This window comes from Leucobacter sp. GX24907 (assembly GCF_053567335.1).
In genome coordinates this window covers 396235-409964 of record NZ_JBSGPD010000001.1, presented here as the reverse complement: position 1 = coordinate 409964, position 13730 = coordinate 396235, and the positions used below count along the sequence as shown (strand labels likewise).

Annotated in this window: 12 protein-coding genes; 4 read left to right on the top strand and 8 right to left on the bottom strand. The window is 63.6% G+C overall.

Translation table 11 applies throughout. The features are described 5' to 3' along the window. The first annotated feature begins 78 nt into the window (after positions 1-78). Complete coding sequence (locus ACUYV6_RS01985; protein WP_449276965.1) at positions 79-846, top strand: FadR/GntR family transcriptional regulator; 768 nt, start codon at positions 79-81, stop codon at positions 844-846. Then, on the top strand, positions 839-1534 hold the full coding sequence (locus ACUYV6_RS01980) for a cache domain-containing protein (RefSeq protein ID WP_449276964.1): 696 nt from the start codon (positions 839-841) through the stop codon (positions 1532-1534). The genes ACUYV6_RS01985 and ACUYV6_RS01980 overlap by 8 nt, the downstream gene beginning before the upstream one ends. A 79-nt stretch (positions 1535-1613) precedes the next feature. Here ACUYV6_RS01980 and ACUYV6_RS01975 read toward each other — a convergent pair whose 3' ends face one another. The 5 genes from ACUYV6_RS01975 to ACUYV6_RS01955 are packed head-to-tail and all read right to left on the bottom strand — an operon-like array spanning position 1614 to position 7091. Next, a complete protein-coding gene (locus ACUYV6_RS01975) occupies positions 1614-2699 on the bottom strand; it encodes an ABC transporter ATP-binding protein (RefSeq protein ID WP_449276963.1) in 1086 nt (361 codons plus the stop codon). Continuing rightward, positions 2699-3535 carry a carbohydrate ABC transporter permease gene (locus ACUYV6_RS01970; protein WP_449276962.1) on the bottom strand — a complete coding sequence of 279 codons (837 nt, stop codon included), beginning with the start codon at positions 3533-3535 and terminating at the stop codon, positions 2699-2701. The genes ACUYV6_RS01975 and ACUYV6_RS01970 overlap by 1 nt, the downstream gene beginning before the upstream one ends. Then, the gene (locus ACUYV6_RS01965) at positions 3535-4500 is read right to left on the bottom strand and encodes a carbohydrate ABC transporter permease (RefSeq protein ID WP_449276961.1); all 966 of its coding nucleotides are present in this window, start codon (positions 4498-4500) and stop codon (positions 3535-3537) included. The genes ACUYV6_RS01970 and ACUYV6_RS01965 overlap by 1 nt, the downstream gene beginning before the upstream one ends. Next, entirely contained in the window at positions 4493-5797 is a 1305-nt protein-coding gene (locus ACUYV6_RS01960; protein WP_449276960.1) for an extracellular solute-binding protein, read from the bottom strand. Before ACUYV6_RS01960 ends, ACUYV6_RS01965 begins: the two co-directional genes overlap by 8 nt. Before the next feature lie 37 nt (positions 5798-5834). Beyond that, entirely contained in the window at positions 5835-7091 is a 1257-nt protein-coding gene (locus ACUYV6_RS01955) for a D-arabinono-1,4-lactone oxidase (protein ID WP_449276959.1), read from the bottom strand. Between the two features lie 197 nt (positions 7092-7288). On the opposite strand from ACUYV6_RS01955, the gene ACUYV6_RS01950 reads away from it, so the two are divergent. Next, on the top strand, positions 7289-8770 hold the full coding sequence (locus ACUYV6_RS01950; RefSeq protein ID WP_449276958.1) for an aldehyde dehydrogenase family protein: 1482 nt from the start codon (positions 7289-7291) through the stop codon (positions 8768-8770). Between the two features lie 96 nt (positions 8771-8866). Beyond that, positions 8867-10399 carry an APC family permease gene (locus tag ACUYV6_RS01945; protein ID WP_449276957.1) on the top strand — a complete coding sequence of 511 codons (1533 nt, stop codon included), beginning with the start codon at positions 8867-8869 and terminating at the stop codon, positions 10397-10399. Positions 10400-10501: 102 nt separating this feature from the next. Here the strand turns inward: ACUYV6_RS01945 and ACUYV6_RS01940 are convergent, their stop codons facing one another. The 3 genes from ACUYV6_RS01940 to ACUYV6_RS01930 are packed head-to-tail and all read right to left on the bottom strand — an operon-like array spanning position 10502 to position 13715. Then, positions 10502-12010: an FAD-dependent oxidoreductase gene (locus ACUYV6_RS01940; RefSeq protein WP_449276956.1), complete on the bottom strand. Its 1509-nt coding sequence runs from the start codon at positions 12008-12010 to the stop codon at positions 10502-10504. After that, complete coding sequence (locus tag ACUYV6_RS01935) at positions 12007-12384, bottom strand: (2Fe-2S)-binding protein (RefSeq protein WP_449276955.1); 378 nt, start codon at positions 12382-12384, stop codon at positions 12007-12009. Before ACUYV6_RS01935 ends, ACUYV6_RS01940 begins: the two co-directional genes overlap by 4 nt. Next, positions 12381-13715 (bottom strand): NAD(P)/FAD-dependent oxidoreductase, encoded by a 1335-nt coding sequence (locus ACUYV6_RS01930; RefSeq protein WP_449276954.1) that lies wholly within the window; start codon positions 13713-13715, stop codon positions 12381-12383. The genes ACUYV6_RS01935 and ACUYV6_RS01930 overlap by 4 nt, the downstream gene beginning before the upstream one ends. Between the last annotated feature and the right edge of the window lie 15 nt (positions 13716-13730).

Genomic DNA, 13730 nt, shown 5'->3' with positions numbered 1-13730 from the left:
TTTAAAACTGCGTCGACAAAAAATTACGCTAACACATATTTATCTCTCGATGGCGATTTCCGTGCCATACTGCTGTTCATGGCAAACGAGCGGTTCAGTGCGCCCCACAGCGCACACTTCGATCCGCTGAAGCCCGAGGAGACCACTCCCGAGGGAATCGCCGCCAGACTCAGACTCGCCATCGACCTCGGTGACCTCAGGGACGGACAGAAGCTGCCTCGCGAAGCCGAACTCGCCGAACAACTCGGCGCCAGCGTCTTCTCACTGCGAGAAGCCCTTGGACGGCTGCGGAGCGAAGGTCTCGTTTCCACGCGTGCCGGACGCGGCGGAGGAACGGTCATCACGACGAAGGGCCGCGGGAACGGCGCGGAGACGCAGGCGCGCAACCAGCTGATCTCGATGTCGGCCGTTGGTCTGCGTGACCTCGCCGACTGGAGAACGATGCTCATCGGCGATGCTGCAGAACTTGCTGCCAGTCGAGCCTCGGTCGGCCACATGCGCCGAGGCGCCCGGCACGTTGAGCTCATGCGGGAGACCGCCGATGCCAATACGTTCACCTGGGCCGAGAACAAGTGGCTGATCGAGCTGTCGCTCGGTAGCCAGTCGTTACGACTGAACACCGCGATTATCGATATGCAACGGGAGCTCGGCACGCTGTCGCTCTTCATCAATCGAGAGTCCGACCACCAGCGCGACACCCGTGCCGCGATCGAACAGATCCAGCACGCCATCGAAATGCGAGATGCCGTGCAAGCCAGGCAGTTGGCGCGCGCCTATTCCTACCTGGGCACCAACGTTCTCGTCAGTTCCCGCTTGCACCTGATTGCGGAGTCACTCCATGTCTGAGACCAGCTTCGACCTGAACCACGCGGCCTCCGAGGCCTGGTCGGTCTTCGAGACTGCGTTTTCGAGCATGGAGCCCCTCGCACAGTTCGTGGAGACGCTCACGAGAAACGCACTCGAGAGGAACGGCGCACTCCGCACCTCCGATTTCGAAGCATTGAAGCCCGAACTGCTCAAGAACCTCGTCACACTCCCCGAACCGGTCATCGGCTCGTGCTTTGGGTTCGGCGTGGGAGTGCTCGAAGACATTACTTACTTCATGCCGGGTCTCGAGCGCGACGCCAGCGGTGTCCGCGATGCGTCGCACAACCTCGACCCGATGAGTGACACCTTCTACGACTACTCGGAACTCGACTGGCTCGCCCCCTTCCAGCGAGACTTCTCTCACGTGCAGGGCCCCTACATCGACCTTGGCGGGACCAACAAGTTCACGATCACCGCCTCGCTGCCCGTGCAGGTCGATGAACAGTTCATCGGCAAGCTCGGCGTCGACGTCGGTCTCGAGGCATACGAGCGTTCACTCGTGCCGCTCCTCGATCGCGCTCCCGGCAGTCTCGCCATACTCAATGCAGAGAACCGAGTCGTTGTCTCGAACGACGCCGCGCGCCCGACAGGTTCACTCCCGACCGTCGATCCGAACCATCTCACGCCCTGTGGCGACTTCGGCTGGCACCTGTACTACCTGCCGTAGGCTGCGGAACCCCGGCCGCCCAATTCCGTCTGCGCCGACACCTCCGTCAACGACTCGGCAACGCGGGGTCCCGCAGCGACTAAGCGCCGATGCGCTCTCCCGTTGCAGACGCGAACCAGTTGAGACGGTCCGGATCAACGCGCAGGTGCAGCTCACTCCCCGGCTCGCAGGCACGGAAGCCACTGACCCGCACGGTAAATTCCCGACCCGAGGCAGTCGTCGCAAGAATGTCACTCACCGCACCGAGCGGCTGCGATACCAGGACCCGGCACGAGAACGTGTCGCTCCCGGCTTCGGAGAGCAGCTCGAGCGCTTCGGGTCGCACACCAAGCTCGGAGTCGGGGGCGACGCCCTCCGGCAGTTGGTGCAGTCGCAGCGGGATCGACAGGTCCTCGCTCCGATACTCGAGTCCGTTCGCCCCTACGACCACCTCCCCCTGGAGGAAATTCATCTTGGGGCTACCGATGAAGCTCGCCACATACTTGTTGCTGGGTCGGTAGTAGACTTCCTCAGCTGACCCGACCTGCTGCACCTTGCCCCCTCCGAGCACGACGATCTTGTCAGAGAGCGAGAGCGCTTCCTCCTGGTCATGTGTGACGAACACCGAGGTGATCGAGAGCTTCTCGTGCAGCTGTTTGATCTCACTCCGCATGCGAACTCTGAGTTCAGTGTCAAGGTTCGAGAACGGCTCATCGAAGAGGAACACCGAGGGCTCGCGCACGATTGCACGCCCGATGGCCACGCGCTGCTGTTGACCTCCCGATAGCTCTCGCGGGTAGCGTTTGAGCAGCGGGCCGAGCTCCAGCGAGGCAGCAACCTGCTCCACCCGTTTCTTGATCTCGTCCTTCTTCGCCTTTCGCGTCTTGAGCGTAAAGGCGATGTTGTCGAAGACAGTCATATGCGGGTACAGGCCATAGCTCTGGAACACCATCGCCACGTCGCGGTCGAACGGCCGGAGGTCGTTGACTCGGCGCCCGTCGAAGAGCAGGTCGCCTCCCGTGATGCTCTCGAGCCCGGCGATCATGTTCAGTGTCGTGCTCTTGCCACACCCCGACGGCCCGAGCAGGGTCACGAACTCGCCCTCGGCTGCGTGGAATCCGATCTCGTCGCAGGCGAGTACGTCACCGTACTTCTTGACGATGTCTACCAGTTCGATCTGAGCCATCAGCCCTTCACCGACCCTTCAATGAAACCCTTGACGATGTACTTGCGGAAGATGATCGCGAGCGCGACCACCGGAATGCTCGCGACGATCGACGATGCGATCATCTGTCCGTAGAGCGTTTGGTACTGGCCTGAGAACTCCGAGATGGCAATCGGTACGGTCTTCGTCTCGAATCCCGTCAGAATGACGGCGAAGAAGAATTCGTTCCACGATTCGATGAACGCGAAGACTGCCACTGCGAACACGGGAGGCGCTGATATCGGAAGCACGATCTGCGCGAACGTTCGAAAGACGCCTGCACCATCTATCGCCGCGGACTTCTCCAGCTGATCGGGCACGGAGTCGAAGAATCCCTTGAGCACCCAGATCACGATCGGCAGGATGAACGAAATGTTCACGACGATCAGCGCCGTATACGTGTTCGTCAGGCCAAGGTTCGAGAAGATGACGAACATCGGGATCGCGACAATGATCGCCGGGAACATTTGGCTGCCCAAGATCATGAGGAGCATCTTCTGCGAGCCGGGCACCCCGAGTTTGGCCAGTGCGTAAGCTGCGGGCGCTCCGAGAAGGATCGAGAGGCTGCCCGTGATGAGTGACACGATCAGAGAGTTCCTCATACTGCCGGGCAGGTCTGGCCCTGCGGCCATGGCGTCGATGTAGTTCCTCAGCGTGAACCCTGCAGGGTTGAGATCTGGCGGAGATTGAGTGACTGCCGCGTTGGGCAACAGGCTGGTGATAACCGCCCAGATCAACGGAAGCAAGGTCCAAGCAACGAAGAAGCCCAGAGCGATCATGACGAAGACTCGACTCAGTCGAGAGCTGACTGCGATCATCAGGCGGCGCCTCCCTTGCGCTTCGGTTCACGGCCCATCAGGCGGATGTATCCGAGCGCGAACACGAACATCACGATGAAGAGGATGTTGGCGATAGCCGATCCATACCCCATCTCGCCGAACTGGAACGTGGTTCGGTAGGCGTAGAAGTTCATCGTCACGGTGCCGTCGGCCGGGCCGCCCTTCGTCAGGATGAAGATCAGATCGAAGACCTTCATCGCCCAGATCGTCTGCAACACGACCACGATCATCAGAGTGTGTTTGAGTTGCGGCAGGATGATCGAGCCGAACACCTGCAGACGGCTGGCTCCGTCGATCGCCGCGGCCTTGAACTGGATCGGGTTGATGCCCTTGAGCCCTGCAATGAGTAGCAGCGTGATGAACGGAACGGCCTTCCAGATATCCGCGATGAGCATCATGTTCAGGGCGAGGAAGGGGGATCCTAGCCAGATGACATTGCCGTCGATAATTCCCGTCTCTGTGAGAATCGAGTTGAGGATCCCGTAGTTGCCGTGGTAGATCCACTTCCAGATCGTTGCGTTCGCCACCGGAGCCAATGCCCACGGAATGAGCAAGATGACCATCAACCACCCGGTCCCGCGCTTTCGCTCGGAGATCAGGAGAGCGAAGAGCAGCGAGATCACGATAACCGCGAGCACTTCGACAACGGTGAAGTAGACGGTATTGAATACTCCGGTCCGCATGATCGGGTCTTCGAACATGCGGGCGTAGTTCGAGAGGCCGGCCCATTCACCTCCGGAGAGCCCCTGGCTGACCTTGACGTCCCGAAAGGACAGCAGGATCGACTGGAGGATCGGATAGACGAGCACGACCAGCAGCACGAGTAGAGACGGCGCAAGGAAGTAGATCCCTGCCCTGCGCCGGCTCTGCTCGTAGCTGCGCTTGCCGCGGATGTTCTCCGCGGACAAGGTGCGTACCAGCTCGGTGTTGAGTTTGTTAGCCAACGATCTGCGATACCGCGTCGTACGCGTCCTCGATCGCCTGCTCGGGGGTCTTGTTCCCCTGCAGGGCCTGCTGAATCTCGACACCGAGGGCGTGCGTGTACTCCTCGTGCTGGGGCACCACGTAGCTGCTGTACGGGTGCTTGGCCTGTTCGAGCGTGGCTTCGGCCTGCGGAGCCGCCTCCTGCACTTCCGGATCATCCAGCACCGACATGCGGATCGGCAACCAACCCGTCTCGATCACCTGTGCTTTCTGCTGCTCGGGACTCAGGTAGAAGTCGATGAGGTCGTAGGCGAGCTCAGGGTTCTCGCTCTCCTTGTAGATCGAGAGCGAGTCTGCCCCATCAACCGACGCGGTGCCGGCCTTGCCCGCCGGTAGCACCGCGGTGCCGATCTTGTCGGCAACGGCCGAGGTTTCCGGGTCGTTCGCCTCTTCCCACATGAACGGCCAGTTGAACATGATCGATGCCTTGCCCGCTTTGAACACCTCGGTGGCATCGGCGAGACCCGCATATGAGACGTTGCCGGGATCGCCGCCGAGCTCCTGCAAGTCGACCAGCATCTGCAGAGCTTCGACACCCTCAGGGGTATTGAATGCAGGATCGCCGTTCTCGTCAAAGATCTCGCCACCGGCCTGCTGAAGGAATGCCATGTAGGTCGTCGCAACACCCGAGATGCCGCCCGCTTGACCGAACGCACCGACCCAACCGTAGTGATCGTCGGTATTGAGTGCGGCGACGTATTCCTTCAGCTCATCCCAGTCCTCGGGTGGCCCATCGAAGCCGGCTTCGGCGAGGTGCTCCTCATTGAAGTACATGATCTGCAGCGAGAGGGTGAAGAGCACACCGTAGGTCTCGTCGTCCCACTGCGCCGTGCCGAAACTCGACTCCGGCAGGTCCGCGACGAGCTCGGGGTCGAGGTAATCGTCGATGGGCTGGAGCGAGTCCGCGAACTCCGGGATCCAACCGGCGCTGATGAAGACGTCGGGAACGTCGCTGCCCGAGGCGAATGAGGTCGCGAGCTTGCCGTGCACCTGTTCGAAAGGCGCCGTCTCGTTGCGAACATCGACGTCGTTCTCCTCCTTCCAACCCTCGAAGTCGGAGAGTGCGTCAGGACCGAAGTCGGCGACTCCTACGGGTGCTGGATCCGGTGGAGCCGCTGTGAACACCTTGAGTTGGTGCTCGGCCGAACTCCCAGGCGAGCAGGCTCCGAGTCCCAGCACGAGGGCGACTGCTCCTGCCGCCCCGATACCGGTTCGCAGCATGCGCGCACGCGGTCTTCTCAGTTCTCCTTTGAACATGACTTCTCCTTGTTGTTGTGAAGGCCGTTTCGGTGGCTTAGGTGGTGAACAGCTCGCTGAGGGTGTCGTTGAGGAAGACGCCATCTGGATCGAACTCGGTACGGATGCGGTCGAAGCGCTCGTATTCGGGGTACACCTCGCGTACGCGCTCACGGGTGAGAAAGTTCACCTTGCCCCAGTGGGGACGGGCGCCGAAGCCATCGAGCACCTCGGCGGCGTCGCGGAGGAACGGTTCGTAGGCGTCGGCGTCCGTGCCGGAGACTGAGATCGACACGGTTCGCCGCCCGTAGTTGGGGGCGAGATAGTTGTCTTCGGCGGCCTGCCAGCGCAGCTGGATCGGCGAGTACTCCTCCGGATACTTCGATGCCATGAGATCCCTGAGTGCTTCAAAGGCTTCCAGCGCGATCTCCGCGTCGACCATGTACTCGAGTTCCTGGAACACCGTGTCGGTGGTGCCGTCCGGGTAGATCTTGTACGCGGGGCCGGTGCGGTCACCCCACTCCCCCTCGACCTCGTCTCTTGGTGCCGGGAGTGCGTTCAATCTCTTGGTAAGCGTGGTGCCCGCCGGGTAGGCCTGCTCCTCGGGGAAGTACAGCTTGGAGGATCGATCGGTTGGGAAGTAGAAGAAGGAGAAGTGCCGATTGTTCTCAAGAAGTTGCCCGATCTCCGGCTTGAGCTCCTCGTACCGGTAGGGCACGTAGCTTTCCGAGAGTCCGTACTTCGGCACGGCTTCGTAGACGACCTCGGTGAGTATTCCGAGCAAGCCGAGCGAGACCCGGGCCGCATTCAGCAGTTCGGGCTGTGACTCGTCGATCTCCACGATCCGTCCGGTCCCGTCGATGAGTCGTACGTACCTCACACGCGCAGCGATCCCACCGAACTCGATGCCCGACCCCTTGGTACCGGTAGACATCGCGCCGGCCATGGACTGCTGGTCGATGTCGCCCTGGTTCTGGAGTGAGTACCCGGCAGCCCAGAGCGGCTCGCCGAGGTGCTTGAGTCGGGTGCCTGCCCGGAGCCGGACGCGCCCGGTCTTTTCATCCACCTCGATGATGCCTTGCATCTGGTCGAGCGAGACGAGGAAATCCGTAGTCGCTGCGATACGTGAGCTCGAGTGACCGGCGCCTACGACTCGGATCTTTCGCCCCTCGGCACGGGCTCGCTTCACGAGATCTGCGAGCTCCCCTTCGGTTTCGGGGAGATGGAACTCGGCAGCGCGCACGCTGACGTTCTGACCCCAGTTCGTCCAGAGAACGGAACCATCGGTCTGCTCGATGATCGTGTGCTCCCGCATGAAACCTCCATTGGCGATCGGGACTATCCTGCGACCCAATATAGTCGCTAGGAAATATTTGGCAACTAATTTTATTTAACGATTTTTCGTGTAGAGTCGGATCCCGCAACGCACTGGCGCCTGCTTCAGAGGCGCCTCCCCGGCCTGTCCTGCGCAGCACCGGGGCACCGCGTTCCCGAATTCACACGAGGTGTTTCATGTCAATCCCCGGTATCGTCGATGCCCCTACGCAGCTCCTCATCGACGGGCGGTTCACCGATTCCAGTGATGGCGGCCGCATCGCTACGCATAATCCCGCGACCGGTCAGGTCATCGCCGAGGTCTCCGCGGCCACTGAGCAAGACGTTGATCGGGCCGTGGCCAGCGCCCGAGCCGCATTCGAAAGCGGGTCGTGGAGCCGTCTCGATCCCGCCGACCGGAAAGCCGCGCTCTACCGCTTCGTAGCGAAGATCGAAGAGCACGCCGAGACCCTTGCAAAGCTCGACTCGATCGAAGCCGGTAAGCCGATATCCGATTGCACCGACGGAGACCTGCCCGAAGTCATCGGCATCTTTTCGTGGTACGCCGAGGCCATCGACAAGGTCTTCGGCAAGGTGTCGACGACCGGAGAGGGCAACCTCGGGCTCATCGTCACCGAACCTGTCGGCGTGGTCGCCGCGGTCGTACCGTGGAACTTCCCGCTGCCGGTGCTCACGATGAAGCTCGCCCCCGCGCTCGCCGCGGGCAACGCCGTCATCGTCAAGCCGCCGGAGCAGGCCTCCCTCAGCGCGCTCTACCTCGCCAAACTCGCGCTCGATGCAGGGATCCCCGCCGGAATCCTCAACGTCGTGCCCGGCCACGGCCACGTCGCCGGCAAGGCACTCGGCCTGCACAACGACGTCGACGCGCTCACCTTCACGGGCTCCACCGAGGTCGGCCGCTACTTCCTCGAGTACTCGGCGAAGAGCAACTTCAAGAAGGTCACGCTCGAGATGGGTGGCAAGAGCCCACAGATCGTCACCGAGAGCGTCGCCCACATCCTGCCCCGCGTCGCGGAGGACCTCGCCGACGCTGCGTTCTGGAACAGCGGCCAGAACTGCACGGCGGGCTCGCGCATTCTCGTGCACAATTCGATCAAGGATCGTTTCGTCGAAGAACTGAGCGCCGTCGCTGCGCGCAAGGTCGTCGGCGACACCGCCGATCCTCACACCGAGCTCGGCCCCATCATCGAGGAAGAAGCGCTGAACCGCATGCTGCACGCGGTTCAGGAGGCGGAGGGGCGCGGCGCCGAAGTGCGCACCGGCGGCACCCGCATCCTCGAAGAGACCGGTGGATGGTTCATCGCCCCCACCGTCATCACCGGGGTTTCGAACGCCGATCCCATCGCCCAGACCGAGCTGTTCGGGCCGATCACCGTCGTCATCGGATACGACACCGAGGAAGAGGCGATCCAGATCGCGAACGCCACCGAGTATGGACTCTCCTCGACAGTCTGGTCCAAGGACATCGACCAGGCGATCCGTCTCTCGCGCCGCATCAAGTCGGGCATCGTCGCAGTCAACGGGTTCAGCGAGGGCGACTTCACGACTCCGTTCGGGGGCTTCAAGGCCTCGGGCTTCGGAGGCAAGGAGAAGGGACTCGAGGCCTTCGAGCAGTACACCGAAACCAAGACGATCTGGATCTCGCTCGACAACGCCTGATCACAGCACCCCGGCCCCGCAGACGACCGCTCTGCGGGGCCACCCTGCCCGCATTGCCGCGGCGCAGGCCGCAGCATCACAGAAAAGCAACGAGCAATGTCACACTCACCCGAGAGGGAGATCGCAGCCGAGCATCGCGGCTCGGACAGTCTCCAGGCCAACGCGCTGGGAGTTCCCTCGATCGTATTCTTCATCATCGCGGCGGCCTCGCCACTGACCGGCGTCGTCGGCCTCGTTCCGATCATGATCGGTCTCGGCAACGGAGCCGGCGCCCCCGTCGGCTTCCTGTTTGCGGCGGGCATCCTGCTGCTCTTCGCGGTCGGTTACCTCGCCATGAGTCGCCACGTGCTGAACGCGGGCGCGCTCTACTCGTACATCACCATCGGGCTCGGCCGATTCGTGGGGCTGGGGTCGGCGACACTCACGATCTTCGCCTACAGCTGCATCCAGTTCTCGCTCTACGGAGGATTCGGCTACTACGTCAACAGCTTGGTGCTCGCGTGGACCGGCGTCGACATCCCGTGGTGGACCTTCGCGCTCGGCGCCATGCTCGGTGCACTCGCTCTCGGCATCCGCGGCGTACACGCCGGCGGTCTCGTGCTCGGCGTGCTCATCGTGCTGGAATGCTCGATGCTCGCCCTGCTGGGCGCCGGCATCATCGTGAACCCTGGTGGCACCGGCACCACCGAATTCTCACTCGAACCCTTCTCCATCCCTGCGATCTTCGCGACCGGGCTCGGCGTCGCCATCATGTTCGCCCATACGACCTTCATCGGCTTCGAAGGCAGCGCCATCTATGCCGAAGAAGCCAAGAATCCGCTGCGCACCATCCCCCGCGCCACGTACACCGCGGTCATCGTCATGGCCATCATCTACGCGGGCACCTCGTACCTCGTTATCAGCGCGCTCGGCCCTAGGAACGCTCAGGAGGTCGCACTCCGAGAGTCGGGTGACCTGTTGTTCTTCGTCAGCGCTCAAGCGCTGGGGCCATGGGCCTCCCACCTCTTCCAAGTACTGATCATCACCGCGATCTTTGCTGCGGCAGTCACGTTCCACAACAACATCTCGCGTTACCTCTACGTACTCGGACGCCAGGGACTCATCTCGGCGAAGCTCGGCAAGACGCTCAGTACCCGAAAGACTCCCTACATCGCCTCGATCGCCCAGACCGCGAGTGCGGTCGTCGTGATCCTCGGGTTCGCGGTCGCAGGCCTCGATCCGTACACCACCCTCTTCGTGTGGCTGGCCGGTATCGGTACGGTGGCGATCATCTCGGCCCAGACCATCGCCGCCGTCGCGATCTTCGTCTTCTTCCGCCGCACCGGTGTCGACCGGCGCGTCTGGCACACGATGGTCGCCCCGATCCTCGCCATCATCGGCCTCGTCGTACTGCTGTCGATGTCGCTCGGCAGCCTCGAGCTGATCCTCGGCACTTCGGGCGGTCTGACCGCCCTGCTCGTCGGCCTGTACGTGGCAAGTCTCGTCATCGGTGTGCTCTATGCCGTGTACCTGAAGCACTTCAAGCCCGGCATCTTCGAGAAGATGCGGGTGATGCTGACGTCCGACGGATCAACTACCACGATTGCGGTCGTCGACGATCCGCTGATACGCAGCGAGCTGGCCGGCTGACTCTCCCCCGGACGCTCCTTCGGTGCGGGACCAGAGCCGTTCTGCGCGATACGCGGCGGCTCGGGTGCCGCACCGAAGTCGGCGCGACAGGCTCCGGGCGGGTCAGTCGTCGAGGTCGACGAGCGATCCGAGCGGGATCGGCTGCGCCACCGGACGCTTCGCGCTCGACGCGAGCGATGTGTGCGCCGACGATCCGCGGGGGGCAGCGTGCGCGCCCGAACCATGCGCTGAGACATCCCCCTGACCCGCATCCGAGAGGCAGGACACCGCGAAGCCGCACACGCGGCCCTGACACCAGCCCATCCCCGCACGGTTGATGCCCTTCTGCGTACGCGAGTCATCACCGGCCATGTCATCACGAGTCGACACGATCGCCCCGGCACGCACCTCTTCGCAACGGCACACCACGGTGTCGTCGGTGAGACGCTGATCCCATCCCTCGGGCACGGGGTGGGCGAGGTGCATCGCTTCGGCGAAGGATCGCTGCGCCCGGATCGTGCGCGCCTCCCCCGAGGTCGCTCCCCCGACGTTCGCAGCAGCACGGCCGGCCACCTTGCCCTCGATCACCGCGAGCGCGGCACCGCCCACACCCGTGAGCTCGCCGGCCAGGTAGAGCCCGGGCACCGATGACTGCTGCAGCTCGTCGACCGTCGCGACCAGCGAACCATCGACATCGACGCGGGTCTCGACACCGAGCTGCACCGGCAACTCCATCTGCGGGGTGAAGCCCCACCCCATGCCGACCCCATCGACACCGTCGATCGTGCGCTCGCTCCCCGCGACCACACTGCCGTCTCGCCGCACCTTCGCGGTACGCACTCCGGTGACGTGATCCTCACCCAGAATCTCAGTGATCACCGTGCGCACCCGGTACGGGATGCGGTGCTTCACGAACGTCCACACATACTCGGCACCCTCGAGCCCCTTCGACGGCACACCCGCCGCGCGGTGCGCGCGAGGCAGCCAGCCCATGAGGTTCGACGACTCGCACACGGCCGCGACCGAACCACCGGCGGCGACCACATTCGCCGCCACGGGCAGCAGGAACGGGCCCGTCCCCGCGATGACGAAACGCTTGCCCGGTAGCATGTCGTTCTGCTTGATGAACGCCTGAATACCGCCCGCAGCCATGACGCCGGGAAGATCCCACCCCGGTACCGGCAACTGACGGTCATACCCGCCGGTCGCAACGACCAAGCGCTCAGCGCGCACCGTCGGCACCTCGGACACACCGGGGCCGTACGCCGGAGTCAAACGCAACGTGAACCCCTGCCCGACCCCACGATCCGCGCCGAGACCGCCGCGCTGCGCCATCCACACGCTCGTCGCCGGGAAGTACGAAATACGCCCGCTCGCGATGCCCGCATCGAACTCGCGACGCAGCTCGAGATACTCGCCCCAGCCATGATGCAGCTTGCCGTCATCAACGATGCCGGCCGCCTCCGAGCGGTGCCTCCAGAACTGGCCGCCGGGCTGCTCGCTCGAATCGATCACCGCTACCCGAGCGCCGGCCACAGCCGCCGTTCCCGCAGCAGCGAGCCCCGCCGGGCCCGCCCCGATCACGGCGATATCAAACGGAGTCACCGCAGAACGCGTCGCCTGCTCAGTCATGCCTGCTCCTCCTCGGAACTCGTGCTCGACACCGCCTGCTCAGACTCAGACTCAGCACCAGGCTCACCCGGCACCGGGAACTCGTGCGGCACCGCAGCCTTCGCCGGCTGCACGTCCATGCCGTCCTGCAGCGGGATCATGCACGCGCGCTGCCCCGACTGACCATCGATCTCGACGATGCAGTCGTAGCAGACCCCGATCCCGCAGAACAGACCGCGCGGCTTACCCGACTTCGTCGTACGCCACGCCGTCCCGCAACTGCCCATGATCGCCGCAGCAACACTCGCGCCGGCTGCAGCCTCGATCGGCTCCCCGCCGAAACTGGCTGTGACCCGATCGGGTCGTGATGAATCTGCCGACTGGGGTGCGCTCATGCGGAGGCCTCCTCTGCTGAATCGGTGCGAGCTGAATCGGTGCGAGCTGAATCGGAAGACCCGGCATCGGGGTGCGCCGGGCTGGGAGGCACCGCCTCCGAAAGCGCAGGATCGGGCTCCTCGACCTGAGCGGCAGCGGCCTCACGCGGAGAGAAGTCAGGGTTCAGTCCGTGCGAGGCGAGATACTCCGCGTCGCTGAAGCGCTCGGGACGGAACGCGGTAATCGGCATCCCGGTCTCTTCACCGACCATGGCCTGCGCGAGCAGCTTGCCCGTGCCCGCGGCAAGCCCGATACCGGCACCCTCGTGGCCGGCGGCGTGCCACAGACCGGGCGCGCGCGGATCCGGGCCGATCACCGGCAGGTGGTCCGGGCAGTACGGGCGGAAACCGTGGTAATGCCGCATCATGCGCACGTTCTCGAGGAACGGGAACAAGTCGATCGCATTCCGGGCGATCTGCTTGAGTGCGTCAGTGCTGATCGTCGCATCGAAGCCGATGCGCTCACGGCTCGACCCGATCAGGATCGTCCCACCCGGCGTGCCCTCGACCACTGGCGACGACTGCAGCCCGGCATCGGAACTGCCGACGTTGTCAGCGTATTCGGCCGCGTACACCTTGTGATTGATCATCGGCGGCAGCGGTTCGGTGACGAGCACGAAGCCACGACGCGGCAGCACCGGCACCTCGACACCCGCGAGCCGTGCGACCTCGCTCGACCAGGTGCCCGTCGCATTCACGATGTGAGCAGCCGAGAAATCACCACGCGGAGTACGTACACCGGTCACCCGGTCACCGTCACGGAGGAACTCCGTCACCGGCGCATCCACCACGAGCTCGGCACCCATGTCGCGGGCCAGGCGGATCAGATTCGACGCCGCGAGCACCGGCTGCAGCTGACTGTCTTCGGGATAGTACGCCGCACCCTTCGCGTTGTCGGTGATGTGCGGCTCATAGCCACGCAGCGCCGCGACATCGATGCGCTGCGCATCGATGCCGTACTTGTGCTGCGCCGTCGTCAAACGCTCGAGCGACACCAGGCTCGACTCCTTCGAAGCGACGATGATGCCACCCTTGGGGTCGAACTCCCACAGATGCCCGAACTCCGCGAGCTCACCCTTCCACAGCCCCAGCGAGAACTGGGTCAGCTCGAGCTCCGGGCCCAACTCCTTATCGGAGACGAGCACGTTGCCCTCGCACCGCGAGGTCGTACCACTGACTGGCAGACCGCGTTCAACGATCGTGACCGACAGCCCGGCCTTCGTCGCGAAGTAAGCGGTTGCGGCACCGATGATGCCTGCACCGATGACCACGACATCAGAGGAACGACCCATACGACCCGTGCTCCT

Bases quoted from the DNA above. Each gene is read 5' to 3' on its own strand.
- ACUYV6_RS01985 (WP_449276965.1), top strand. From the start codon at position 79: ATGGCAAACGAGCGGTTCAGTGCGCCCCACAGCGCACACTTCGATCCG.
- ACUYV6_RS01980 (WP_449276964.1), top strand. From the start codon at position 839: ATGTCTGAGACCAGCTTCGACCTGAACCACGCGGCCTCCGAGGCCTGG.
- ACUYV6_RS01975 (WP_449276963.1), bottom strand. From the start codon at position 2,699: ATGGCTCAGATCGAACTGGTAGACATCGTCAAGAAGTACGGTGACGTA.
- ACUYV6_RS01970 (WP_449276962.1), bottom strand. From the start codon at position 3,535: ATGATCGCAGTCAGCTCTCGACTGAGTCGAGTCTTCGTCATGATCGCT.
- ACUYV6_RS01960 (WP_449276960.1), bottom strand. From the start codon at position 5,797: ATGTTCAAAGGAGAACTGAGAAGACCGCGTGCGCGCATGCTGCGAACC.
- ACUYV6_RS01955 (WP_449276959.1), bottom strand. From the start codon at position 7,091: ATGCGGGAGCACACGATCATCGAGCAGACCGATGGTTCCGTTCTCTGG.
- ACUYV6_RS01950 (WP_449276958.1), top strand. From the start codon at position 7,289: ATGTCAATCCCCGGTATCGTCGATGCCCCTACGCAGCTCCTCATCGAC.
- ACUYV6_RS01945 (WP_449276957.1), top strand. From the start codon at position 8,867: ATGTCACACTCACCCGAGAGGGAGATCGCAGCCGAGCATCGCGGCTCG.
- ACUYV6_RS01940 (WP_449276956.1), bottom strand. From the start codon at position 12,010: ATGACTGAGCAGGCGACGCGTTCTGCGGTGACTCCGTTTGATATCGCC.
- ACUYV6_RS01935 (WP_449276955.1), bottom strand. From the start codon at position 12,384: ATGAGCGCACCCCAGTCGGCAGATTCATCACGACCCGATCGGGTCACA.
- ACUYV6_RS01930 (WP_449276954.1), bottom strand. From the start codon at position 13,715: ATGGGTCGTTCCTCTGATGTCGTGGTCATCGGTGCAGGCATCATCGGT.